General features: G+C 72.2%; 21 protein-coding genes. 12 read left to right on the top strand and 9 right to left on the bottom strand.

Annotation, left to right across the window (positions count from 1 at the left end; all coding sequences use genetic code 11):
* Nucleotides 1-15: 15 nt before the first annotated feature.
* The 5 genes from JOD95_RS12380 (at nucleotide 16) to JOD95_RS12360 (ending at nucleotide 5347) form a co-directional block, all read left to right on the top strand.
* Nucleotides 16-912: an ABC transporter permease gene (locus JOD95_RS12380; protein ID WP_209685190.1), complete on the top strand. Its 897-nt coding sequence runs from the start codon at nucleotides 16-18 to the stop codon at nucleotides 910-912.
* Nucleotides 913-915: 3 nt separating this feature from the next.
* Nucleotides 916-2163, top strand: coding sequence for an ABC transporter ATP-binding protein (locus JOD95_RS12375; RefSeq protein WP_209685188.1), 1248 nt, complete (start codon nucleotides 916-918; stop codon nucleotides 2161-2163).
* Nucleotide 2164: 1 nt separating this feature from the next.
* A complete protein-coding gene (locus tag JOD95_RS12370; protein WP_209685187.1) occupies nucleotides 2165-3292 on the top strand; it encodes a glycosyltransferase family 1 protein in 1128 nt (375 codons plus the stop codon).
* Nucleotides 3289-4164, top strand: coding sequence for a glycosyltransferase family 2 protein (locus JOD95_RS12365; protein WP_209685185.1), 876 nt, complete (start codon nucleotides 3289-3291; stop codon nucleotides 4162-4164). The genes JOD95_RS12370 and JOD95_RS12365 overlap by 4 nt, the downstream gene beginning before the upstream one ends.
* Before the next feature lie 61 nt (nucleotides 4165-4225).
* Nucleotides 4226-5347 (top strand): glycosyltransferase family 2 protein, encoded by a 1122-nt coding sequence (locus tag JOD95_RS12360; protein WP_209685184.1) that lies wholly within the window; start codon nucleotides 4226-4228, stop codon nucleotides 5345-5347.
* A gap of 183 nt (nucleotides 5348-5530) precedes the next feature.
* Here JOD95_RS12360 and JOD95_RS12355 read toward each other — a convergent pair whose 3' ends face one another.
* The 4 genes from JOD95_RS12355 to JOD95_RS12340 are packed head-to-tail and all read right to left on the bottom strand — an operon-like array spanning nucleotide 5531 to nucleotide 10075.
* Entirely contained in the window at nucleotides 5531-7456 is a 1926-nt protein-coding gene (locus JOD95_RS12355) for a glycosyltransferase (protein ID WP_209685182.1), read from the bottom strand.
* Entirely contained in the window at nucleotides 7456-8319 is an 864-nt protein-coding gene (gene rfbA, locus JOD95_RS12350; protein WP_066655026.1) for a glucose-1-phosphate thymidylyltransferase RfbA, read from the bottom strand. The genes JOD95_RS12355 and rfbA overlap by 1 nt, the downstream gene beginning before the upstream one ends.
* 10 nt (nucleotides 8320-8329) lie before the next feature.
* Complete coding sequence (locus JOD95_RS12345) at nucleotides 8330-8938, bottom strand: dTDP-4-dehydrorhamnose 3,5-epimerase family protein (RefSeq protein WP_066655027.1); 609 nt, start codon at nucleotides 8936-8938, stop codon at nucleotides 8330-8332.
* 24 nt (nucleotides 8939-8962) lie between these two features.
* Nucleotides 8963-10075 (bottom strand): hypothetical protein, encoded by a 1113-nt coding sequence (locus tag JOD95_RS12340; RefSeq protein ID WP_209685181.1) that lies wholly within the window; start codon nucleotides 10073-10075, stop codon nucleotides 8963-8965.
* Nucleotides 10076-10185: 110 nt separating this feature from the next.
* Here JOD95_RS12340 and JOD95_RS12335 point away from each other — a divergent pair, with 110 nt between their 5' ends.
* The 3 genes from JOD95_RS12335 to rfbD all read left to right on the top strand — a co-directional run bounded on the left by JOD95_RS12335 (nucleotide 10186) and on the right by rfbD (nucleotide 13048).
* The gene (locus JOD95_RS12335) at nucleotides 10186-11127 is read left to right on the top strand and encodes a glycosyltransferase family 2 protein (protein ID WP_209685179.1); all 942 of its coding nucleotides are present in this window, start codon (nucleotides 10186-10188) and stop codon (nucleotides 11125-11127) included.
* 83 nt (nucleotides 11128-11210) lie between these two features.
* Nucleotides 11211-12197, top strand: a complete 987-nt coding sequence (gene rfbB / locus JOD95_RS12330) for a dTDP-glucose 4,6-dehydratase (protein WP_209685177.1) — start codon at nucleotides 11211-11213, stop codon at nucleotides 12195-12197.
* Complete coding sequence (gene rfbD, locus JOD95_RS12325) at nucleotides 12194-13048, top strand: dTDP-4-dehydrorhamnose reductase (RefSeq protein ID WP_209685176.1); 855 nt, start codon at nucleotides 12194-12196, stop codon at nucleotides 13046-13048. The genes rfbB and rfbD overlap by 4 nt, the downstream gene beginning before the upstream one ends.
* 291 nt (nucleotides 13049-13339) lie before the next feature.
* On the opposite strand, the gene JOD95_RS12320 is transcribed toward rfbD, so the two are convergent.
* Complete coding sequence (locus tag JOD95_RS12320) at nucleotides 13340-14359, bottom strand: pentapeptide repeat-containing protein (RefSeq protein WP_209685174.1); 1020 nt, start codon at nucleotides 14357-14359, stop codon at nucleotides 13340-13342.
* The gene (locus JOD95_RS12315; protein ID WP_209685173.1) at nucleotides 14356-15900 is read right to left on the bottom strand and encodes a hypothetical protein; all 1545 of its coding nucleotides are present in this window, start codon (nucleotides 15898-15900) and stop codon (nucleotides 14356-14358) included. Before JOD95_RS12315 ends, JOD95_RS12320 begins: the two co-directional genes overlap by 4 nt.
* Before the next feature lie 126 nt (nucleotides 15901-16026).
* On the opposite strand from JOD95_RS12315, the gene JOD95_RS12310 reads away from it, so the two are divergent.
* Nucleotides 16027-17166 carry a glycosyltransferase family 1 protein gene (locus JOD95_RS12310; protein WP_209685171.1) on the top strand — a complete coding sequence of 380 codons (1140 nt, stop codon included), beginning with the start codon at nucleotides 16027-16029 and terminating at the stop codon, nucleotides 17164-17166.
* A 107-nt stretch (nucleotides 17167-17273) separates the two neighbouring features.
* Nucleotides 17274-17960 (top strand): hypothetical protein, encoded by a 687-nt coding sequence (locus JOD95_RS12305; RefSeq protein ID WP_209685169.1) that lies wholly within the window; start codon nucleotides 17274-17276, stop codon nucleotides 17958-17960.
* Between the two features lie 63 nt (nucleotides 17961-18023).
* Here the strand turns inward: JOD95_RS12305 and purE are convergent, their stop codons facing one another.
* Both purE and JOD95_RS12295 read right to left on the bottom strand, forming a co-directional pair.
* The gene (purE, locus tag JOD95_RS12300) at nucleotides 18024-18491 is read right to left on the bottom strand and encodes a 5-(carboxyamino)imidazole ribonucleotide mutase (RefSeq protein ID WP_209685282.1); all 468 of its coding nucleotides are present in this window, start codon (nucleotides 18489-18491) and stop codon (nucleotides 18024-18026) included.
* A gap of 124 nt (nucleotides 18492-18615) precedes the next feature.
* Nucleotides 18616-19752: a 5-(carboxyamino)imidazole ribonucleotide synthase gene (locus JOD95_RS12295; protein ID WP_209685167.1), complete on the bottom strand. Its 1137-nt coding sequence runs from the start codon at nucleotides 19750-19752 to the stop codon at nucleotides 18616-18618.
* A 131-nt stretch (nucleotides 19753-19883) separates the two neighbouring features.
* Between JOD95_RS12295 and JOD95_RS12290 the strand changes: the two genes are divergently transcribed.
* Nucleotides 19884-20411, top strand: coding sequence for a GtrA family protein (locus JOD95_RS12290; protein WP_209685165.1), 528 nt, complete (start codon nucleotides 19884-19886; stop codon nucleotides 20409-20411).
* A gap of 24 nt (nucleotides 20412-20435) precedes the next feature.
* Complete coding sequence (locus JOD95_RS12285; RefSeq protein ID WP_209685163.1) at nucleotides 20436-22010, top strand: DUF2142 domain-containing protein; 1575 nt, start codon at nucleotides 20436-20438, stop codon at nucleotides 22008-22010.
* Nucleotides 22011-22112: 102 nt separating this feature from the next.
* Here the strand turns inward: JOD95_RS12285 and JOD95_RS12280 are convergent, their stop codons facing one another.
* Complete coding sequence (locus tag JOD95_RS12280) at nucleotides 22113-23069, bottom strand: lysylphosphatidylglycerol synthase domain-containing protein (RefSeq protein ID WP_209685161.1); 957 nt, start codon at nucleotides 23067-23069, stop codon at nucleotides 22113-22115.
* Nucleotides 23070-23154 lie beyond the last annotated feature (85 nt).

The following is a 23154-nucleotide window of genomic DNA, read 5'->3' as shown; positions in this document are numbered from 1 at the left end:
AACACAGAGGAACGCATGAGCAACATCGTCACCGACCGGTTCGAACGCCTCCGGCACGAACGGATGGTCCCCGCGGGCCGCCCGGCGTCCGCCGTCGTGGGTTCGGTGCGCGAGGTCCTCGCGCACCGGCAGCTGCTCGACCTGCTGATCCGCCGTGACCTGAAGTCCCGCTACAAGGACAGCGTCCTCGGGTTCGCCTGGACCCTCATCCGGCCGCTGGTCCAGCTCGCGATCTACTACTTCGTGCTCGGTCAGATCCTCGGTGCGTCCCGGAACATCCCGGAGTTCGCGATCTACGTCTTCTCCGGTCTGACGCTGTACGGCCTGTTCAGCGAGATCGTGGCGTCCGGCACGGCGTCGATCGTCAGCAATGCGGGGCTGATCAAGAAGGTCTACCTGCCCCGCGAGATCTACCCGCTCGCCAGCGTCGGCTCGGCGCTGTTCAACTTCGGCGTGCAGATGATCGTCCTGCTCGTCGCCGCGGTGCTGCAGAGCGGGTTCGCCTGGTGGCGCCCGGACCTGCTGTTCTTCTTCCCCGCGACGCTCGTCATCCTGATCTGGGCCACCGCGCTGGCCCTGCTGCTCGCCGCGCTCAACGTGTACCTGCGCGACATGCAGTACCTGGTCGAGGTGCTCGTGCTCCTGCTCATGTGGGGCTCCCCCATCGTCTACAGCTGGCAGATGGTGGCGACGCGCGCTCCGGAGTGGCTGCTCACGCTGTACACGTCCAACCCGATCACGCTCGCCGTGCTCGGCATCCACCGGGCCTTCTGGTCCGCCGGTGCCGACTCGGAGTACCCGGAGCACCTGCTGCTCCGCCTCGGCATCGCCGCGCTCGTGGGACTCGTCGCACTCTTCGCGTGCCAGCGCGTGTTCGCCAAGCTGCAGGGCAACTTCGCCCAGGAGATCTGATCGATGAGCATCGACAACGACACGACCACCGACGCCGGTTCGCCCGCGTCGCCCTTCGCCGGCGCCCCCGACGTCGTCACGGTCCGGAACGTCTCGAAGAAGTTCACGATCCGCAAGGACAACTCGCTCAAGGAACGTGTCGTCACGCTCGGCCGCGCCGGTCGGCGGCACAGCGAGGACTTCTGGGCGCTCCGCGACGTCAGCCTCGACATCCCCGCGGGCACGACCATCGGGCTGCTCGGACCGAACGGGTCCGGCAAGTCGACCCTGCTCAAGACGATCGGCGGCATCCTCGAGCCGAGCTCCGGCACGGTCGAGCGCCGCGGTCGACTGGCCGCGCTCATCGAGCTCGGCGCCGGCTTCCACCCGGACCTGACCGGTCGCGAGAACGTGTACCTCAACGCCGCGATCCTCGGCCAGACGCAGGAGGAGACCGAGGCCCGCTTCGACGACATCCTGCAGTTCTCCGGCATCGGCGACTTCATCGACACCCAGGTGAAGTTCTACTCGTCGGGCATGTACGTCCGACTCGCCTTCGCCGTCGCGATCAACACCGACCCGGACGTCCTGCTCGTGGACGAGGTGCTGGCCGTCGGCGACGAGCAGTTCCAGAAGAAGTGCCTCGACAAGATCCGCGAGTTCCAGGAGCAGGGCCGCACGATCATCCTCGTGTCGCACTCCCTCGGGCAGGTCCAGGAGCTCTGCGATTCCGCGGTCGTCCTGCACCACGGCGAGGTCAAGTTCCAGGGGTCCGCCCGACTCGCGGTGAAGAACTTCCGCGAGATCCTCGAGGACCGCCGCGTGGCCGAGGTCGAGGCGAACCACCCGGAGGAGGAGGCCAACCCGGGCAAGGTCGAGCACGTCGAGCTCGAGATCCCCGGCCGTGAGCCGGGCGCCGAGCACCGGCACGGCGACGACCTGGTCGTCCGGGCGACCTTCTCGCACGCCACCGTGCTGCCGGAGTGGCGCGCCGGCATCAAGATCGAGACGCACCTCGGTCACCCCGCGTTCGGCGTCGACAGCCGGCAGCTGCAGACGCACCACGCCCCGCTGGACGGCACCGCGACGGTCGAGTGGCGGCTCGAGGACCTCCGGCTCGGCGGTGGGCAGTACTTCGTCCACGTGTTCCTCGCCAAGCCGAACGGTGAGCACATCGTGATCCAGCGCGAGGCGGCCCGCTTCGTCGTCACCGACGAGGACACGCAGTCCGGCATCGCCTGGACGAAGACCACCGAGCGCCAGGTCCGCTGACGTGCGGGCACTCCCCGTGCTCGTCGACGCGACCTCGGTCCCCCCGAACCGCGGCGGCGTCGCTCGCTACATCGCCGGTCTGCTGCAGGGCCTCGGCGACCTGGACGTCCGCGTCGACGTCGTCGCGAAGCCCACTGACCTCGCGTGGCTGCGCGGACTCGCACCGGCGCACCGGTACCACGCCGCCCCCGGCTGGACCGCGTCGCGGCCCCTCCGGCTGCTGTGGGAGCAGGTCGGCCTGCCGGGGCTGCTCCGACGGAGCGGGGCGACCGTCCTGCACAGTCCGCACTACACGTTCCCGGTGACCCGCGCCTCCCGGACGGTCGTCACCCTGCACGACGCGACGTTCTTCTCGGACCCGGCCGCGCACTCACGCCTGAAGGTGGCGTTCTTCCGCGGGTGGACCCGGGTGGCGCGCCGGTGGGCCCGCGCGACGGTGGCGCCGAGCGCCGCGACGGTCGCGGAGCTCGACCGTCTGGCGGGCCGGGCCCGCCGAGCCACGGTCGTCGCACACCTCGGCGTCGACGCGACCGTCTTCCGCGTGCCGTCGGCGACCGAGACCGCCGCCTTCCGCGACGCCCACGACCTCGACCCGGACACCGACTGGATCGCGTTCCTCGGGACCGTCGAACCCCGCAAGCAGGTGCCGGCGCTCCTCGCCGCGCACCGAGCCCTGCGCACCCGCGGCACCACCGTCCCACCGCTGCTCGTCGCGGGCGGACTCGGCTGGGACGAGCCTGCCCGTGCCGAGCTCACCACCGCCGGCGACGTGCCCGGCGCGCCCGTCCGGTACCTCGGGTACCTGCCGGTGGAGGAGCTCCACGTCCTGCTCGGAGCCGCGCGCGTCACGGCCTACCCGAGCACCGGCGAGGGCTTCGGGCTGCCGGTGCTCGAGGCGATGGCGTCCGGCGGCGACGTCCTGACGACCCGCCGGCTCGCGATCCCCGAGGTCGGTGGTGACGCGGTCACCTACACCGAACCGGACACCGACGCCATCCGCGACGCGCTCGCGGCGATGCTCGACGAGCCCGCCGACGCCCGCGCCGACCGCGTGCGTCGGGCCCGCGCGCGAGCTGCCGGGTTCACCTGGGCCGCCTGCGCCGAGCGCCACGTGGAGGTCTACGCGTGAGCGACCGGACGCCGCACGGTGGTGCGCCCGCCGGCAGGGCGGCGATCGTCACGGTGTCGTACGAGTCCGGCGACGTGCTGCCCGCGTTCCTGGCGTCCACCGCCGCAGCGAGCACCCGGGACGTCGAGGTCGTGGTCGCCGACAACGACTCGTCGACCGCCGACGCGCTCCGCCGCGTGACCGAGTCGGCCGGGGCGCGCTTCGTCGCGGTCGGCGCGAACCTCGGGTACGGGGCGGCCGTCAACCGTGCCGTGGCCTCGCTCGACCCCGACGTGCGGTGGGTCCTCGTGTCCAACCCCGACGTCGTGCTGGCCCCCGGAGCGCTCGACCGCCTGGTCGCCACCGCCGAGACGGACCGGACGATCGGGGCCGTCGGTCCGCGCCTGCTCGAGCCCGACGGCGTGGTCTACCCGTCGGCGCGGCTCGTCCCCTCGCTCCGCACCGGGCTCGGTCACGCGGTCTTCGCGAACGTCTGGCAGGGCAACCCGTGGACGAAGCGCTACCGGCAGGACGGTGACCACACGGTGCGTCGCGACGCCGGCTGGCTGTCCGGCGCGTGCGTGCTGGTGCGCCGCGACGTGTTCGACCGCCTGGGCGGCTTCGACGAGGCCTACTTCATGTACTTCGAGGACGTCGACCTCGGCTGGCGCATCGGCCGCCTCGGACTGCGGAACGTGTACGAGCCGGAGGCGATCGCCACCCACGTCGGCGGCACCGCGACGCGCGGGTCCTCGGACCGGATGCGCCGTGCCCACCACGAGAGCGCCTACCGCTTCCTGGCCGGCAAGTACGCCGCGTGGTGGCTCTGGCCGTTGCGAGCGGTGCTCCGCCTGGCGCTGGCCGTGCGTGCGCGAGCCACGCGGACCCGCTGAACCCCGGTAACCTCTCAGGGAAGCACGCCCACCCGCCCTCCCCCGACCCGGATTGCAGCACATGATCCTCGCCGTCACCCTGATGGTCCGCGACGAAGCGGACGTCATCCCCGCCTGGCTCGACCACCACGTCGCCCAGGGCTTCGACGTCTTCGTCATCACCGACAACGGTTCGACGGACGGGACGACCGCCCTGCTCGAAGCGTTCGCCGAACGTGACGACGTCACCGTCGACCTGCGCCACGACCCCGTCCACCGCAAGCAGCAGGGCACCGTCGTGACCGGCATGGCCCGCGACGCCGCGGCGGTGCACGGGGCCGACTGGGTGGTGAACGCGGACGCCGACGAGTTCGTCCTGCCCGTCGACCGGTCGCTCACCGTCCGCCGGGTCCTCGAACGCCTCGACCCGGTCGTCGGCGCCTTCACCGTCCCCGTCGTGAACCTCGTCGGCGCACTCGCCGAGTCGGGTGCCGGAGTCGAACGCCTGCACTGGCGCGACGAGCGCTCCGTCGACGAGCTCACCGCCATCGGCCTGCTCGCCCCGCCCACCGCGAACGCCGTCCACGTCGGTGACCCGGACGTCACGGTCGTGCAGGGCAACCACCAGGTCAGCGTGGCGAACGGCGCCCCGGTGCCCGAGGAGCTCGCACTCGAGGTCCTGCACCTGCCGTGGCGGTCCTGGGCGCAGTACGCCCACCGGGTCGAGGTCACCGGCCGCGCCTACGACGCCAACCCCGACCTGACGCCGAGCCCGCGCCACCACGGGATGCGCGACTGGCGCCGCCTGCAGGAGGGGGTCCTCCAGCCCGTCTTCGCCCTGCGCTTCGTCACCGAGGACGAGGCCGAGGCGGGTCCGTTCACGCGCGACGACGGCGTCGCCGACGTCCTGCGACGCGCGGGATCGGCCGCCCTCGGCGACGCCGAGCCGGTCGTCCCGACCGACCGCCTCGAGGAGCTCCGCGCACTCGGCCGCGCGGTCGTCGACCGTGACCACCGGATCGCCGACCTCGAGGACGAGGCCCGCCAGGCGACGGAGCTCGCGGACTCGCTGCGCCGGACGGTGCAGTTCGAACGCGATGCCCATCGTGCGACGGAGGCCGAGCTCGCCGCGGTGCGCGCACGACGGGTGGTCCGGCTCGCCGACCGCGCCGGCGCCGTCGCACGGCGGATCCGCGCGCGCTGACGAGCACCCGGCCGGTGCGCCGCCGCGCGCCGGCCGGGTGGGACGCGCTGACGAGCACCGGCCGGTGCGCCACCATGCGCCGGCCGGGTGGGCCGCGCTGACCGTCGCGTCCGCGCCGATCCCGTCGACCGCGTCAGCCGCATCGGCCCTGCGGGCCGGGGCACCGCGCGGGCGCGCTGCCCGTCAGCCCTGCGCGCGGACGCGACGCACGGCGTCGAGCAGCGTCTCGGCCCGGTTCCGGAACGAGTGCTCGGCGCCGATCCGCTCCCCCCGCGCCACACGGTCCTCGAGCGTCGCCGACTCCCCCGCGCGGACGGTCTCGCGGAGCTGCTCGACCGAGGTGTACGTCCGCACCGCGCCGTGGAAGAGGTCGTCGACCCCCGGCACCGGATCGGTCACGACCAGCGCCCCCGAGGCAGCGGCGTCGAACAGCCGGTTCGACAGGAAGCCGTCCCGCGCCATGTCGTCCCAGTGGTCGTTGAGCACCACCCGGGCGGTCCGGTAGAGCGCCGGCAGGTCGTCGTTCGCCACGAAGACACCACGGTGCACGCCCTCGGGCAGGAGCCCCTCCCAGCCCTCGCCCCACACCGCGAGGTCCACCCCGGCCTCGACGGCGTCGCGGACCACGGGCCGGAACACCCGTCGGGTCTTCCCGACGAACGCGGTGTCGAGCGCGCCGAACGCGGCGTCCGGAGCACCCGGGTGGAAGCGGGCAGGGTCGGTCGCCTGCAGCAGCGGCGCGACCGGCAGCCCCGTCTCCCCGGCGACCCGGGTGGCCCACACCGGCCCGGCGGCGAACCGCAGGTCGTAGCGTGCCAGCTCCGCCGGCGTCACGAGGTCCGGGTGCGAGATCACCCAGAGCACGTTCGTCGCCGAGGGGTGCACCGGGGTGTCGTCGAGTCCCCGCAGGGTCAGCGCGACGTCGTCGAGGTGCTCGGAGAAGGGCCGGACGTGCGACTCGCGGTGGTCGACGACGACCTCCTGCCCGAGACCCCGCAGCGCCCGCGCGAGGTCGCGCGCGAAGAACGTGTCCCCCCAGTCGTCCCCCCGTGCCCCCGGGTGCGCCGCGATCCGCAGCGACCAGCGCAGCCGTTCCCCGCGGTCGCGCAGGGACAGCCGCTCGGTGCCCCGCTCGGCCCGGACGACGGGTTCGCGGAGCGCCACGGGCGCACCGACCGGGTCCGCGGTGCCCCGCATCGGGAGGAATCCCAGGCGCTCCAGTGCCGGCGCGGTGTACTCGTCGCGACGTCCTCGCCAGACCGCGAGCGCATCCGCCGCGTCCGCGTCGTAGCGCCGTTCGCGGACGGCCGGGTCGCCGTAGGCCCGCCCGAGCGGCACGAGGACGCAGTCGCCGTGCAGGTCGTCGGCGGTGTCGCGGGTCAGCCGGGCGACCGCGGTGCGGGTGTCGACGGTGCGGACGGGGTCCGCGAGCGCGGCGACGGGCGCGGCGAAGCAGGGCAGGTCCGCCGCGAAGACGGCCGTGCCGTCGAGTCCGTCGGCGTCCTCGGCGGGGTGGCCGCGCAGCAGCGACGCGACCGGGGCGGTCGGCTGGGGCAGGGCCGCGCCGGCGCTCAGCACCACGTCGTCGGCCGACCGGACGACGGCCACGGCGACCCGCGCCTCCCGGCCGACCGTCGCGACGAGCCGGGCGTGGGCGCCCTCGGGGAGGGTGATCGCGGCGTCCTGGACCACGACCGTGGCGGACCGGAGCTGCGCGCGTGCCGCGGCGACCGCGCCGCCCCAGGTCGCGGCGACCGTGCGCCGCGCGACCACGTGGTCGGCCGCTGGCTCGACCGGCGCGTAGGTGCTCGTCGGGGCGGCGTGCACGTCGTACGCACTGACGACGACCGTACGTGCACCGGCGGCGACCGCGGCGGCGACCGCCGGTCGGTGCGCTCCGTCCCGGAACGACCGCTCCTGCACGGTCACGACGACGTCGAACCCGTCCGGTGCGGCCGTCGGCCGGTCCGTCACGAGGGACGTGTCGACCGGGAGGCGCGGCTCGGCCGCTCCGTCGACCGCACCACCGCGGGTGGTGGCGTCGGGACCCGTCCGCTCGGCTCCCGCAGCAGCGGGCCGCCCGAACAGCCGGCCGAGCCGGGACGCCATCAGCCCTGCAGCAGGGCGTTCAGGTAGACGCCGTAGCCGCCCTTGACGAGGGGTGCCGCGAGGTCGGCGAGCTGTGCGTCGTCGATCCACCCGTTGCGCCAGGCGATCTCCTCGATGCAGCCGATCTTGAAGCCCTGGCGGTCCTCGATGACCTTGACGTACTCGGACGCCTGCATCATCGACTCGAACGTGCCGGTGTCGAGCCAGGCGGTCCCGCGGTCGAGGACCTGCACACCGAGCTTGCCCGCCTCGAGGTACCGCTCGTTGACGGTGGAGATCTCGAGCTCACCGCGTGCGCTGGGCTCGATGGTCTTCGCGATCTCGATGACCGAGTTGTCGTAGAAGTACAGCCCCGGGACGGCGTAGTTCGACTTCGGCTGCGCGGGCTTCTCCTCGATGGAGACCGCGGTGAACGCATCGTCGAACTCGACGACGCCGTACGCCGTGGGGTCGGCCACGTGGTAGGCGAAGATGGTCGCACCGTCGACGCCGGTGTTCTTCCGCAGGTTCGTGCCGAGGCCGGTGCCGTGGAAGATGTTGTCGCCGAGGACCAGCGCGACGCTGTCGTCGCCGATGAACTCCTCGCCGATGACGAACGCCTGCGCCAGGCCGTCCGGGCTCGGCTGCACGGCGTACTGGATGTCCATGCCGAGCGACGAACCGTCGCCGAGCAGGGCCTTGAACTGCTCGTTGTACTCCGGCGTCGTGATGACCAGGACCTCGCGGATGCCGGCCATCATGAGCGTCGACAGCGGGTAGTAGACCATCGGCTTGTCGTAGATCGGCATGAGCTGCTTGCTGATGCCCTTGGTGATGGGCCAGAGGCGCGTGCCGGAACCACCGGCGAGGATGATGCCCTTCATCGGACCGTCCTTACTTCTTCGTGCGGAGGGACTCGGTGTAGGCCACCGCTTCCTCGTAGGTCGGCAGCAGGCCCTGCTCGGCGGCCTGCTCGAGCGTCGGGGCCGAGGTGTCCTTCTCGGAGAGCACCGGCTCGCCGATCCCCTCGGGCAGCTCCAGGCCGACCGTCGGGTCGAGGATGCTGATGCCCTTCTCGCGCTGCGGGTCGTAGTGGGCGCTCACGAGGTAGTTCACGGTCGAGCGGTCCTCGAGCGCGACGATGGCGTGGCCGAGTCCCTCGGACAGGTAGACGGCCCTGCGGTCGACGTCGTCGATGCGGACCGCGTCCCACTGGCCGAACGTCGGCGACCCGACGCGGATGTCGACGATGTAGTCGATGAAGGCCCCGCGGACGGCGGTGACGTACTTGGCCTGGCTGGGGGCGACGAGGGCGTAGTGGATCCCGCGGGCGACACCGGCGGACGAGATCGACATGTTCACCTGGCGGAGGTCGAGCGGGTGACCGACCGTGTCCTCGAGGACGTCGGCACGGTACGCCTCGAGGAACGCTCCTCGTGCGTCGCCGTGCTGGACGGGCGTGAACTCCCACGCGCCGGGGATCTTCAGTTCGCGGATCTGCACCGGGGCAGCCTAGCAAGGAGCGCGTCAGGACAGCCCGAGGGCCAGGCGCCATGCCGTCTCGCCGGGTCGGTCGTCCCCGACGGTGCGCTCCGCCAGGACGTACCGGCGCGCCCGTCGGACACGGGCGTCGGACTCGCGCAGGGCGGCACGGACCGCTCGCTGCCACGCCTCCGGCTGGTCACCGACGAGGAGACCACCGTGCTCGTCGGCGCCCCGGTACGACGGCCGGTCCGACCCGACGAAGGGCAGGCCGAGCATCGTGTACTCGAGGAACTTGAGGTCGCTCTTCGCGTCGTTGAACCGGTCACCGGTCAACGGTGCGACCCCGGCGGTCCACCGGTCGGCCTGCGCCCGGAGGAACGCGACGAAGGCCGGGTAGTGCTGCGCCCCCTCGGGGAGCGCGAGTCGGTCGTACCAGGTGTCGTCGTCGCCGGTGACCCCGACGACCTCCAGCCGGACCGGCCGGCCGTCGTCGTCGGTCAGGTCGGCGAAGACCGGACGGAGCAGGTCGAGGTCGCCGCCGTGCGTCGCGCTGCCCATGTAGAGGACGCGTCGCGGGCTGCGGTCGTCCGGGTCGGCGGCGGCAGGGCCGCCGGGGTCCGCGTCCCACAGCCCGGGTTGGACGCCGTTCGGCACCACGACGGCGTCGACGCCCTGCGCCGCGAGCACGTCCCGGAGCGTCGGGGTGGACACCACCACCGCGTCGGCGCCCCGGACGAGCCGATCGACGGAGGCGAGCCGGTCGGGGTCGTACTCCGCCTGCGCGAGGCGTGTGCGCGCCTCCGGGGTGAAGAAGTCGTCGTCGACCTCGGCGACGATCCGCGTGCCCTCGCGGGCGGCCCTGGCGAACGCGGCGTCGAGCGCGGCGACCGGGAAGGCGTCCCGCTGCACCAGGATCGCGTCGAGGTGCGCGGTGTCCGAACCGTCCGCCCAGCGCACCGGGTCCACCTGCGCGACCCGTGCCCTCCCGGATGCGGCGAGCGCCGTCATCCGTCCCGTCACCCGGACGTGTGCCGACGCGGGGTGCACGCCACCGGCACCGTGCACGACGAAGCCGACCAGGGGCGGAGCCGAGGTCGACGGGGCCGTGCCCCGACGACCGAGGAGACGGGCGACGGTCGACCGGAGGGCTGCCATGGGGCCATCGTCGCACGACGACCGCTGGACCTGAGCATTCGTACGGGCACGTAGGATGGTCGCCGACTTCCCGCACGGGGAGGAGCGCCGACGACCTCAGGGACCCACTCGTGAAACTGTTCGTCCAGATCCCCTGCCTCAACGAGGAGCAGACCCTCGCCTCGGTCCTCGAGACGATCCCGACCTCGATCCCCGGCGTCGACGAGATCGAGGTCCTGGTCATCGACGACGGCTCGACCGACCGGACCGTCGAGGTGGCCCGGGCGCACGGGGTCCGGCACGTCGTCCGGCACACGCGGAACATGGGGCTGGCGCGGTCCTTCCGTGACGGCGTCGACTACGCCCTGCTCCACGGGGCCGACGTCGTCGTGAACACCGACGGGGACAACCAGTACCCGCAGGCGCAGATCGCCGACCTCGTGCAGCCGATCGTGCGCGGCGAGGCCGACATCGTGATCGGTGACCGCCAGACCCGGACGATCGAGCACTTCTCCGGGTTCAAGAAGGCGATGCAGACCTTCGGGTCGTGGGTCGCGAGCCGTGCCGCGGGGCTCGACCTGCCCGACGCGGCGAGCGGGTTCCGCGCCTACTCGAAGTACGCGCTCATCCGGCTCAACATCGTCACGCGCTTCAGCTACTGCATGGAGACCATCGTGCAGGCGGGCTACAAGCGGCTCGCCATCGCCAGCATCCCGATCACGACGAACGCCAAGACCCGCGAGTCACGACTGTTCAAGAACATCTGGCAGCACATGTTCCAGTCCGGGTCCGCGATCGCACGGGTCTACCTCATGTACCGGCCACTGGCGCTCTTCGCCTGGGTGAGCGCCGTCCTGGGCGCCGCGGGACTCATCCCCTTCGTCCGCTACCTCGTGCTGCTCTGGACGGACAGCGGCGGCAACCACCTGCAGTCGCTCATCCTCGGCATGGTCCTGATGATCAGTGCCCTGCTGTCGATCACGATCGGCGTCGTCGCAGACCTGACGAGGCTGAACCGCACGCTCGCCGAGGAGCAGCTCGACCTGCAGAAGCTCGCGCGGTACGGGGACTGACCCCGGACCGCCCCCGCTACACTCGACCCGACCGCCGTCGGCCCCGTGACCGGCACACATCGGCCTTGCAAAGGAAACCAAGCGTGAAGATCCTCGTCACCGGAGGGGCCGGCTTCATCGGCTCGAACTTCGTCCGTCGGACCCTGGAGGACGCGTACCCCGGGCTGGAGGGCTCGGAGGTCGTCGTGTACGACGCCCTGACGTACTCGGGGAACCTCGAGAACCTCGCTCCTGTCGCGGACTCGCCGCGCTACACGTTCGTGCAGGGAGACATCCGCGACGCCGCGAAGCTCGACGAGGTCGTCCCCTCGGTCGACGCGATCGTGCACTTCGCCGCCGAGTCGCACGTCGACCGCTCCGTCCGTGACTCCGGGATCTTCGTCGAGACCAACGTCGTCGGCACGCAGCGTCTGCTCGACGCAGCACTGCGCCACGGCACCGAGCGGTTCGTCCACGTCTCCACGGACGAGGTGTACGGCTCGATCAGCGAGGGCTCGTGGGACGAGGACCGTCCGCTCGAGCCGAACTCGCCGTACTCGGCGTCGAAGGCGGGCAGCGACCTGCTCGCCCGCAGCTACCACCGCACCCACGGGCTGAACCTCTCGATCACGCGGTGCTCGAACAACTACGGGCCGTACCACTTCCCCGAGAAGGTCATCCCGCTCTTCGTGACGAACCTCATCGACGGCAAGAGCGTCCCGCTGTACGGCGAGGGCAACAACGTCCGCGACTGGCTGCACGTCGACGACCACACCCGCGGCATCGCGATGGTCCTCGTCGGGGGACGCGCGGGCGAGATCTACAACATCGGCGGCGGCACCGAGCTGACGAACAAGGAGCTCACCCAGCTCCTCCTCGACGCGACCGGCAAGGACTGGTCGTCCGTCGAGCACGTGCAGGACCGCCTCGGTCACGACCTGCGCTACTCGGTCGACATCTCGAAGATCCAGGCCGAGCTCGGCTACGAGCCGCAGGTGCCCTTCGAGCAGGGACTCGCCGACGTCGTGCAGTGGTACCGGGACAACCGTGCGTGGTGGGAGCCCCTCAAGGAGCGCGCGGCCCTCGCATGACCCGCTACCTCGTCACCGGCGCCGCCGGCATGCTCGGTCAGGACCTGCAGCTGGCCCTGGCCGGGCGTGACGTGACCGCCCTGTCCCGCGCCGACCTCGACGTCACCGACCAGTCCGCCGTGTCCGCGGCGGTCGCGGGACACGACGTCGTGATCAACGCCGCTGCGTACACGAAGGTCGACGACGCCGAGTCCCACGAGGAGGCGGCCACCGCCGTCAACGCCCGGGGGGCGGAGACACTCGCCACCGCAGCCGCGGCGAGCGGTGCGCGGCTCGTCCAGGTGTCGACCGACTACGTCTTCGACGGTACCGGGACCGCGCCGTACGCCGAGGACGGTCCGACTCGTCCGCTCGGTGTCTACGGACGCACGAAGGCCGCCGGTGAGGACGCCGTCCGCGCGATCCTCCCGGACGCGTCGTACATCGTGCGGACCGCCTGGCTCTACGGCGCCCACGGCCCCAACTTCGCCAAGACCATGGTCCGGCTCGCGGGCTCCCACGACACGGTGAGCGTGGTGACCGACCAGGTGGGGCAGCCGACCTGGACCGGCGACCTCGCACGGCAGGTCGTGGCGATGCTCGACGCCGACGCCCCCGCGGGCACGTACCACGGCACCAACGCCGGGCAGGCGTCCTGGTTCGACTTCACCCGCGCGATCTTCAGCGCTGTCGGGCTCGACCCGGAGCGGGTCCTCCCGACGGACAGCTCCGCCTTCGTCCGGCCCGCACCGCGCCCCGCGTACAGCGTCCTCGGACACGACGGCTGGGCGGCGGCCGGCATCCCCCCGATGCGGGACTGGCGTCAGGCGCTGGACGCGGCGGTCGCCGCCGGCGTCCTCGACCAGCCCTGAGCGCGGACGAGCGGTCCGCCGGGGCCGCGCGTCCGTGCCCGGGCGTCCGCTGATCGGTGCGGAACCGTCCGGCGGACCTCCCCGCTGCCCCTCGTTCCCGACGACGCGGCAGCGGGGGGGCGTCGCCGACGACGCGGCAGCGGGGCCGTCACCCGACCGTACTGGTGGTGCTCCCGCGACCCCGGTCGGCCCACCTGCGAGCCCGGTCGGCGCTCCCGCATCCGCGGCCGGCGGTCGTGTGCGGAGCTCCCGCAGCCGCGGTCGGCGGTCGTGTGCCGCCGACCGGTGGACTCACTCGGTGACCGTGAAGGTGATGCTCGTGCGCACCTGCCGCCCGTTGTCCGCGACGAACTCGAGTGTGCGCGTGCCGATCGCGCGCTCGGTGGGGGTCCCGACGATCTGCTGTGTGTCGGCGTCCCAGCGCATGCCGGGCGGCAACGACCCCGAGAACGACGTGAAGACCGAGGGGAACGGGCTCTCGGCGCGGAGCTGCACGGATGCCCGTCGACCGACCTGGAGTCGCACCTCGGAGGGGACGGAGACGATCGGCTGACGCTTCACCTCGACGATCCGGCCGTAGGACAACGTGCCGTCGTACTGGGCGTCCGTCGACAGCCGACACTGCACCACGTTCTGCCCCGGGTAGTACAGGCCCTGGAAGTCCTGGCAGCTGTTCTCGGTGATCCCCGGCTGTGTACCCGCCTCGAGCGTGACCCGGACGGGCTCGTCGTCGTCGACCCACCGGGAGTACTGCGACGCCGCGAGGACCGTCCCCTCGACCACCATGCCGGAGATGCCGGCATCCGTGAAGTCCGTACCGTCCAGCGACGCCCCGGTGAGGTCGGCCTGTGTCAGGTCGGACTGCGACAGGTCGGTCCCCCGCAGGTCCGTCCCCGTGAGGTCGGCGCCGTAGAGGATCGTGCTGCTGAGGTCGGCACCGCGGAGGTCCGCTCCGTGCAGGTCCGCCAGCCGCAGGTCGAGCCCGGACAGGTCGGCACCGGCGAGGTCCTGCCCGGCGCACTCGGCGTGCGACGAGACCGACGCCCCGCGCACGATCGTGCACTCACGGATCGTGGTCGGTGCCGGGCCGGTCGAGACGTACTCGTACCCCACCGACACCAGCGCCAGGACGAGCACGGCGGTGCCGACGGACCACCGACGACGGCGGTACCAGGGGGTCGCAGCACCCGCGGCGCCGGTCCCGGCAACGCGCTCCGGGGTCGTCTGGTCGGCGGCCGTCCGGGCCGCGGTCGTCCGGTCGGCGGCCGTCCGGTCGGCGGCCGTCCGGTCGTCGGTCGTGTCGTCGCTCATCGGACCCCCGTCAGGAAGTGCGGCAGGACCCGTTGCGCGAGCGGCGTGTACCAGCCGGGGTCCTGCGCGTAGGCGGCGAAGGCGAACGGTCCGGCGTAGGTCGCCACGACGAGCACCGCGACGACGGCCACCGGGACGACGAGCGCACGGCGCCAGCCCTCGGGCAGCGTCCGCCAGAGGGCCAGGAGCGACACGATCGCGAACACCACGAGCAGCGGGTAGACCGGTAGGACGTACCGTCCGGCGAAGGCGTACTGGTTGTCGAGGCGCAGGAAGGTCCGCAGGTTGAAGAAGAACGTGGCGGCGACGTAGGTGGCTGCGACGACGGTCCCCCAGACGAAGGAACGCGTGCGGACCAGGATGCGCACGGCGAGGAGCGTCGCGACGAGGGCCACGATGAGGACGACCGCGCCCAGGACCTGCACCCAGGTCGTGATCTGCCACTCGGTGGTGCGGCCGCGGTAGAAGAACATGGTCTGGAAGTACGCACTCATCCAGTCACCGATGAACCCGAACAGGTCGAACGCTGCCGGCGGTGCGTCGTGCAGGATCGCGACGTCGTGCGCGCGCTCGGCGACGAAGTTGCGTCGGTAGATGTCGAACGCGAGGCACTCCTGGTGGGTGTGCACCCGGACGCACGACGGGTTGAACTGCCCGTAGCGCAGCAGGTTCCCGCCCGTCCGTTCGACCATCACCGCTGACATGCCCAGCACGGACACCGTCCAGAGCGTCGACGTCACCGGGTGCCCGCGGAACGCGGCCACGGTCCGGCGCACCGGGTGCGCGAAGGCCTGGAAGCCGTCGCGCTGGACCACGAGCACGAGCGCGACGACCAGCGCGACGCCGACGAACGGGACGAACGTGTACTTCACGACGATCGCCGCGAGGCCGAACGCGACGGCGCGCACGAGGTTCCCCCAGTGTCCCGACGACGAACGGATCATGCGGGCGCACCAGTACAGCATCAGGAAGTACAGGGTGTTGGCCGGGGTGTCGTAGGAGACCCCGGCGCTCTGCCACTCGTACCGCCCCGTCAGGGCGACGACGATGACGGCGAACACGGCGATCGACGTCGAGAAGCCCATGACCCGGAACAGGCGTCGGAGCACCACGAGACCGAGCGCCCCGAGGACCACGTTCACCGCTCGGAGCATGACCACGATCACCGTGTAGGGCGCCTCGAGGTTGACGAGCGGCTTCACCGGGAAGCTCATCAGGTAGTAGTAGAAGTAGCTCGGGAACCGCTCGATCTCCCCCATCGTCAGCAGCTGCGGGGCGGCGTCCGTGATGATCGGACCGGCGGTCCAGCTGCGCCCTGCGTAGAAGAGGATGTTGGCGATGTGCCGACCTTCATCCGGCGCGATCGTACCGGCGTACGGGACGTTCCCCATCCCGTCGACCACCGGCATGTGCACCGCCACCGAGAGGAACGCCCCGATCACCAGGAAGACCACGATCGTCGTGGGCATCGTCCATCGGTGCTCGAGCACCGCGACCAGTCGTCGAGGGTCACCGATCCGCCGGAGGGCGGCGTGCGTCACGGTTGTCAAGGCTCCCCTTCGTCGACGACCGGACAAGCCTAGCCCCCGGAGCCGCCCCCGCGGGCGTGCAGGACGACCCTGGTAGTGTCTGCCGCGCTGTCCGACCGCGATCCGAAGAAGGGCTCCATGACGACTCTGCGCGTGATCGTCGACCAGGTCGTCGCACCGGTGCCGGGCGGGATCGGCCGGTACGCCGAGGAGCTGACGCGCGGGCTCGTCGAGACGGCACCGGACGGGTGTGACGTCGAGGGGATCGTCTCCGCCACCGCCGCGTCCGAGCTCGACCGACTCCGTGCCCTGCTGCCGGGCGTCGACCTCTCCCGGACCGCACTGCCGCGTCGCGAGCTGTCCGTGGCGTGGCAGCTCGGCCTCGCGCGCACCGCCGCCCACGGCATGGTCCACGCCCCGAGTGTCCTGGCCCCGCTGGTCCGCCACGACCCACTCCGCGACCCGGGCACCCAGACCGTCGTGACGGTCCACGACACGGTTCCCTGGACCCATCCGGAGACCCTGACCCCGCGCGGTGTCCACTTCCACAAGGCGATGGTGCGTCGCGCCTTCCGGTACGCGGACGCGGTCGTCGTGCCGACCCACGCCGTGGCCGAGGAGCTGAACGGGATCCACCGCTTCGGCGACCGGCTCCGCGTGATCGGCGGCGCGCCGAGCAGCAAGCTCCGCGTCCCCGTCGACGCCGACCTGCGCGCCGAGCGACTCGGCCTCCCCGAGCGGTACGTGCTGGCGGTCGGGACCCTCGAGCCACGGAAGGGCCTGCAGCACCTCATCGCCGCGATGGCACACCCTGAGGCACCGTCGGACGTGCCACTGGTCGTCGCCGGGCCGGACGGCTGGGGCGACGTCGACGTCCACGAGACCGCCGAACGAGCCGGACTCCCTCCCGAGGCCGTCCGGGTGCTCGGGCGCATCGACGACGCCGACCTGGCGACGGTCTACGACCGGGCATCCGTCTTCGTGTTCCCGAGCCTCGCCGAGGGCTTCGGACTGCCGGTCATCGAGGCGATGAGTCTCGGGACCCCGGTCGTCCACTCCGACGACGCAGCGGTCCGCGAGGTCGCGGCGGACGCCGGCGTCACGGTCGCCCGGGAACCGCTCGACACGTACCCGACCCGGCTCGCGCAGGCCGTGTTCCAGGTGGTCTCCGACGAGAACCTCGCGGCGCAGTTGGCCGTGGCCGGACTCGACCGGGCACGGATGTTCGACTGGCGCGACTCGGCCCTCGAGACCTGGCAGCTGCACGCCGACCTCTGATCCGAGGATCCCCGACCCGGACGACCGGTCCGCGCACCCGACCTCGATGCGCTGCGGCGCCCGTGTCGCCGCGTCGGCTCCGCGTGTGACCTGCGAGGATCGATCGCATGTCCCGTCGACTCCCCGTCACCGCCGCCTCCGTCCTCCTCGCCGTCACCGCCGCCGTCGTGCTCGCAGGGTGCTCCGGTGGCGACGGGCCCGAGCGGACGGCCTCGGCGTCCCCGAGCCGCTCGGCCACTCCCGCACCGACCGGGAGCGCACCGACGACCGTTCCCCCGTCCTCCGGATCCTCACCGTCGGACGTCCCGTCCCCCGGCCCGTCCGGCGGCGTGGACGACGGCACCGGACCCGGTACGGGCAACGGCAGCGGCGTGGAGCAGCCGGACTCCGTCGACTTCGCCGCGGTCTCGGCCCAGGGCGTCGCCGCAGCCGGCGGAGGAACGGTCGTCTCGCTCGCCGGGTCAGGTGACGAGTGGACCGTCGTGGTCGCGGGCCCCGACGGCTCCCGGACACAGTCGGTGGTCTCCGCGACCCTGGGCCGTGTGACCTCCGGCCCGTTCCCCCGCGGCGTGGACGCGGCGACGGCAGCGGCCGACGCAGCCCGGTCCGCCGCAGCCGAGGTCGACGCAGCTGCGGCGGCGGCGTCGGCGACCGCCGCGGTGCCCGGCAGCACGCTCCGGTCCGTCGTCCTGGAGGGGTCCGACACGGCACCCGTCTGGAACGCGGTCGTCACCGTCGGAGGCGCCGAACGCTCCGTCACGGTCGACGCGCGGACCGGGACCGCGGCCGCCTGAGTCGGGGCGGCCTCCCCGGCGCTCCCGCGGGCCGACGCGACGTCGACAGCGACGACGAGATCGTCAGAGCTGGGCGCGGAGCGCCGCGGCCTTCCGTTCCACCATCTCCTCGAGCGCACCGGCGTGCTCGGCGAGCCGCTGCGCGACGTCGGCGTCCGAGCTCCCGAGGATCCGCGCAGCGAAGAGCCCGGCGTTGGCAGCGCCGTTGATCGCCATCGTCGCGACCGGGATGCCGGCCGGCATCTGCACGATGGACAGCAGGGAGTCCAGCCCGTCCAACCGCGCCAGCTGCACGGGGACGCCGATGACGGGCAGGGTGGTCATCGACGCCACCATGCCGGGCAGGTGTGCCGCGCCGCCGGCACCGGCGATCACCACACGCACCCCTCGCTCTGCCGCGCCCCGGGCGAACCGCGCCATCTTGTCCGGCGTCCGGTGTGCGGAGACGACGTCTGCCTCGAACGTGATCCCGAGTTCGGTGAGGACGTCGGCAGCAGCGCGCATCGTCGGCCAGTCCGAATCGGACCCCATGATGATCGAGACGAGCGGTGCAGGAGCGGTGGTGTCGGTCACGCGTCGAGCCTAGCCCGCGGGGCCTTCCGCCCGGGGTCGAGGGCACGGCCGAACGTGCACCCGCTGCGGTCCGTCCAGCGGGTCAGTCGTCGAAGTGCGCGGCTGCTGCGCGTGCGCGGTAGACCACGTCGTCGACGTCCTCGCCGGTCACCGTGACGTGACCGATCTTCCGTCCCGGTCGGGGCGCCTTGCCGTAGAAGTGGTACTTCGCCTCGGGGAACGCGTCCAACGCGGCGGGGTACCGGGCCGCCAGGTCCCCGTCGAGCGGACCGCCGAGCACGTTGACCATGACGGACACCGGGGCGAGGGCGCCGGTGGCACCGAGCGGCAGGTCGAGGACCGCGCGGAGGTGCTGTTCGAACTGGCTCGTCGTGGCGCCGTCGATGGTCCAGTGCCCCGTGTTGTGCGGGCGCATGGCCAGCTCGTTGATGAGGATCCGCTCATCGTCGGTCTGGAACAGCTCCACGGCCAGGACCCCGGTCACGTCGAGCTCCTCGGCGATGCGGACGGCGGTGCTCTCCGCTGCGTCCGCGAGCCGCCCGGCGGACCGCGGAGCGGGAGCGATGACCTCGGCGCACACGCCGTCGCGCTGCACCGTCTCGACGAGCGGCCACGCGACGACCTCCCCGGAGGGGCGTCGCGCCACGGACTGCGCGAGTTCACGCGTGAACGGCACGAGCTCCTCCACCAGCAGTGCCTCGTCGGTGCCCGTCTCGGCCAGCGCCGTGAACCAGTCGTCGGCCTCCCCCGCGTCCCGCACGACCCGGACGCCCTTGCCGTCGTAGCCACCACGCGCCGTCTTCACGACCGCACGTCCGCCGTGGGCGGCCAGGAACCGGGCCAGCTCGGTCTGGTCGCGGACCGCAGCCCAGTCAGGGACGGGCAACCCGAGCTCGGACAGCCGGGTGCGCATCGTGATCTTGTCCTGGGCGACATCGAGCGCAGCAGGTCCGGGGTGGACGGCCACCCCGGCGTCCACGAGGCGACGGAGCACCTCCTGCGGCACGTGCTCGTGGTCGAAGGTGACGACGTCGACGTCCCGCGCGAACGCCAGGACGGTGGCGGCGTCGTGGTAGTCGCCCTCCGCTGACGCCGCGATCGCAGCGGACATGCCCGGTCCCTCAGCGAGGACCCGGATGTCGAGGCCCAGCTCGATCGCCGCGGGCACCATCATGCGCGCAAGTTGTCCGCCACCGACGACCCCGACCCGCAACACCATGCTCAAACCCTCCACGACCCCAGGCTCACGCCAGGGTCCACTCGACTACAATCCTGCGAGGCCGATCGTCGATCCGCCCGGCGCCGGCGTTCCCGCCGGCATCCGCAAGACTACGGAATCCTGGAGGCCACGTGCGGCGCCTCATCGCCCAGCTCGCCCGGTTCGGCATCGTCGGAGCCTTCGGGTTCCTCGTCGACTTCTCGGTGTTCAACCTGCTGCGGGCGACGGTGCTCTCCCCCGACGAGGTCCACTCCGGCCCGTTCTGGGCGAAGGTGGTCTCGACGGTGGTCGCGATCCTCGTCAACTGGGTCGGCAACCGGTACTGGACCTTCCGTCACCAGCGTCGTTCCGTCGCGGCGAAGGAAGGGCTCGAGTTCGTCGTCGTGTCCCTCGGCGGCATGGTCATCTCACTCGGCTGCCTCGCCGTGTCGCACTACGTGCTGCACTTCACGTCCGCCCTCGCGGACAACATCTCCGGCAACGTCATCGGCCTGGCACTCGGGACGGCGTTCCGGTTCTGGCTGTACAAGGTCTGGGTCTACCACCCGGACCGGGTCGAGCGCGAGAGCGCCGACCGTCGCGGAGCCGAGGCGCAGGACCGTGAGGACGCGCCGGTGGTCCCCGGTGCTCCCGAGGTGGGCCGTCCGTACCAGGGCTGACGCACCGCCCCGTAGGATCGACCGGTGTCGACCGGAACGGAACGCCGAGCAGTGACCGACGGGGCCGTCCCGCCCGTGTCCCGCCGCGAGCTGGTCGCGGTGGCGGTCGTCACGACCGCCTTCGCACTCTGGCTCGGCGTCTGGGCGATGGTGGTCCCCGCCTTCCAGGCCCCGGACGAGACCGCGCACGTCGACGCCGCCGTGCACCTCGCACTGGGCGAACCGTGGGTCGATCCCGGGGACCTGCGTGTGCTGAACGCCGTGCAGGCCGCGGTGGCACAGCAGGACGGAGTCCCGCACGACGAACGGTCGACCTTCTCCGAGCTGTCGGCGGGAGCGCCCGGGGCCTCGGGGACCGTCAACCAGATGACCCAGCACCCGCCCACGGCCTACGCGGCGTACGCGCTCGTCCTGCGTGCGGTGGACTACGGCGACCTGCGCTGGGACCAGGCCCTCCTCGTGCTGCGCCTGGTCGACGCCGCAGTCGTCGCGCCGCTCGCGGTGCTGGCCTGGGCCACCGTCCGACGGTTGACGCGGTCTCCCCGGGCCGGGCTGGTGGGCGCTCTGGCACTCTTCGCCACGCCACAGCTCGCGTCCATCGCATCCTCCGTGTCCAACGACGCGCCGGTCCTGCTGCTCTCCGGGGTCGTGGTCTGGATCGTGACACGGGTCCTCACCGGGGACGTGCGCTTGCGGACGCTCGTGTCGCTCGGCCTCGTGCTCAGCCTGCTGGTCTGGACGAAGGGCACCGGTCTGCCTGCGGTGCCCTTCGTCGGACTCGCCGCGTTCGTCGGAGGAGCCGGCGCTGCCACGCTCCGGACGCGTGTGGTCCGCGCCGCGGTACCGCTCGTGATCTGCGCGGCGCTCGGGTCCTGGTGGTGGCTGCACAACCTCGTGGCCTACGGTCGGGTCCAGCCGAACGGCTACTCCGCGATCCGGGGCCCGCAGGACTTCCCGCCCGGCGAGGGGCCGTCCGTCCTCCACTTCCTCGACGTCAGCTGGGGGACGCTCACCAGGACGTTCTGGGGCAGCCCCGGCATGCGTGCCCAGGTGAGCATCGGTGACCTCCTGACCGCACTCCTCACGGTCGCCACCGTGGCGGTCGTCGCGCTCTTCGCCTTCCGAGCGGGTCCGCTCCGACGTCCGGCCGTCGTCCTCGCGGTGTTCCCCGCGCTCCTCGTGGTCGTGCAGACGGCGACGAGCGCCCGCGGGTACCTCACGACGACCGAGGTCGCAGCGACGCAGGGACGGTACTACTTCCCCGCACTGCTCTGCCTCGTCGCCCTGAGCGCGGTCGCGTGGCGACGGCTCGCACGGCGGGTCCACGGGCGCGCCCTCGTCACCGGTCTCGCGGTCGGCCTCCCCGCTGTCGGTGCGTACGGGCTCGTGGTCGTCGGCAACTGGTTCTGGAACGCGGCCGAGCTCCTGCCGACGGCGGCCGGGTCCGAGCGCTTCCGCACCTTCGCGCCGGTGCCGCCCGTCGTCGTCGGCATCGTCGTCGCGTGCGTCGCGGTCGGCGTCGTCGTGACCGTCCTCGCGATCAGCCGGCAGAGGTACCTCGCCGCGTCGTCCCCCGACGTCGGCGGTGCCACGACCTGACCCGCCGATCGGCCGCACGCGACCCGCGGGGCCGACGTGTGACCCGACCGCCGGTCCGGCCCGCCCTGTCGCCCGGGTGCCGTGCGGTGCCGTGCCGGTCCGTCAGACCTGTTCGGGTGTCTCCGCGTCGGGACCCACGGTGACGACCTTCCGTCGGCCGGAGCCGAACCAGGTCGGGATCGCTGCGGTCAGCAGGAACAGCGCGTCCACCGCGAGGCTCCAGATGCGTGTGACGACGACGACGACCAGGGCGACCGGGCCCGGCATCACGATCGCGAGCAGGAGCCCCTGGACGCCCTCGCGGACGCCGAGTCCGCCGGGAGCGAAGACGGCGAGCATGCTGATCGCGGACGCCATGCTCGCCGCGCCGATCACGAACGCGGCGTCCTGGACCCGCAGCGCCGGGTACACCGCGAGTGCGATGAAGTAGTAGGCGGTCCCGGAGATCACGGCGCCGAGGACGTACAGCCCGGCGCCGACCACCACCGTGCCGAGCGCCGGCCTGACGTCGTCGTCGAGCGGCCGGCGTCGGAGGATCCGCAGTGCGAGCTGGATCAACCCGAAGAACACCCGCGGGACGAGGCAGACGACGCATCCCACGAACGCCACCACCATGAGGACCACGAGCCAGACGTCGAGGGAGTGCGTCCTGGGGTCGACCAGCAGGAGGACCAGGGCGAGCGCCAGGGTCGCCGCGATCTGCAACGCGCCCTCGAGCAGTCCACTGACCCCCAGACGCGCCTTCGACACGCCGTGCCGCGAGGCGAAGTAGACCTTGCCGACGATCCAGGTCGCAGCGCCCGGGATGTACCGCCCCATCCACGACTTCGCGTACACGAACGTGAGCGTCGTACCGCTGCCACGCAGGTCGCGGGCGCCGAGCCTGCGGAGGAGGAAGAACCAGATGCCGACGCCCCAGTACCGGAAACCGAGGCTGATGGCCGTTGCGAGTGCGACCCACCACCAGTTCCACTCGACGCCGGCCAGCTGCGCCCAGTCCACGCTCCGGACGTAGAGGAACACGAAGACGGCGAGGGCGACGTAGAAGACGATCGGCACGGCCCGCGTCAGGATCCGCTTCGCCCGAGCGCGCCGTCCTGCACCTGTCTGTTCCACAACACCCTCCACGATGACGCCCCAGTCT

The sequence above is a fragment of the Curtobacterium sp. 1310 genome (assembly GCF_017834105.1).
Lineage (GTDB): Bacteria > Actinomycetota > Actinomycetes > Actinomycetales > Microbacteriaceae > Curtobacterium.
This window is presented reverse-complemented; position numbering and strand designations above follow the sequence as displayed.

What these genes read in the sequence shown, in the direction of transcription:
- JOD95_RS12360 (WP_209685184.1), top strand. Translation starts at nt 4,226, where the DNA reads ATGATCCTCGCCGTCACCCTGATGGTCCGCGACGAAGCGGACGTCATC.
- JOD95_RS12375 (WP_209685188.1), top strand. Translation starts at nt 916, where the DNA reads ATGAGCATCGACAACGACACGACCACCGACGCCGGTTCGCCCGCGTCG.
- rfbD (WP_209685176.1), top strand. Translation starts at nt 12,194, where the DNA reads ATGACCCGCTACCTCGTCACCGGCGCCGCCGGCATGCTCGGTCAGGAC.
- JOD95_RS12340 (WP_209685181.1), bottom strand. Translation starts at nt 10,075, where the DNA reads ATGGCAGCCCTCCGGTCGACCGTCGCCCGTCTCCTCGGTCGTCGGGGC.
- purE (WP_209685282.1), bottom strand. Translation starts at nt 18,491, where the DNA reads ATGGGGTCCGATTCGGACTGGCCGACGATGCGCGCTGCTGCCGACGTC.
- rfbA (WP_066655026.1), bottom strand. Translation starts at nt 8,319, where the DNA reads ATGAAGGGCATCATCCTCGCCGGTGGTTCCGGCACGCGCCTCTGGCCC.
- JOD95_RS12295 (WP_209685167.1), bottom strand. Translation starts at nt 19,752, where the DNA reads ATGGTGTTGCGGGTCGGGGTCGTCGGTGGCGGACAACTTGCGCGCATG.
- JOD95_RS12355 (WP_209685182.1), bottom strand. Translation starts at nt 7,456, where the DNA reads ATGGCGTCCCGGCTCGGCCGGCTGTTCGGGCGGCCCGCTGCTGCGGGA.
- JOD95_RS12380 (WP_209685190.1), top strand. Translation starts at nt 16, where the DNA reads ATGAGCAACATCGTCACCGACCGGTTCGAACGCCTCCGGCACGAACGG.
- JOD95_RS12320 (WP_209685174.1), bottom strand. Translation starts at nt 14,359, where the DNA reads ATGAGCGACGACACGACCGACGACCGGACGGCCGCCGACCGGACGGCC.
- JOD95_RS12310 (WP_209685171.1), top strand. Translation starts at nt 16,027, where the DNA reads ATGACGACTCTGCGCGTGATCGTCGACCAGGTCGTCGCACCGGTGCCG.
- JOD95_RS12305 (WP_209685169.1), top strand. Translation starts at nt 17,274, where the DNA reads ATGTCCCGTCGACTCCCCGTCACCGCCGCCTCCGTCCTCCTCGCCGTC.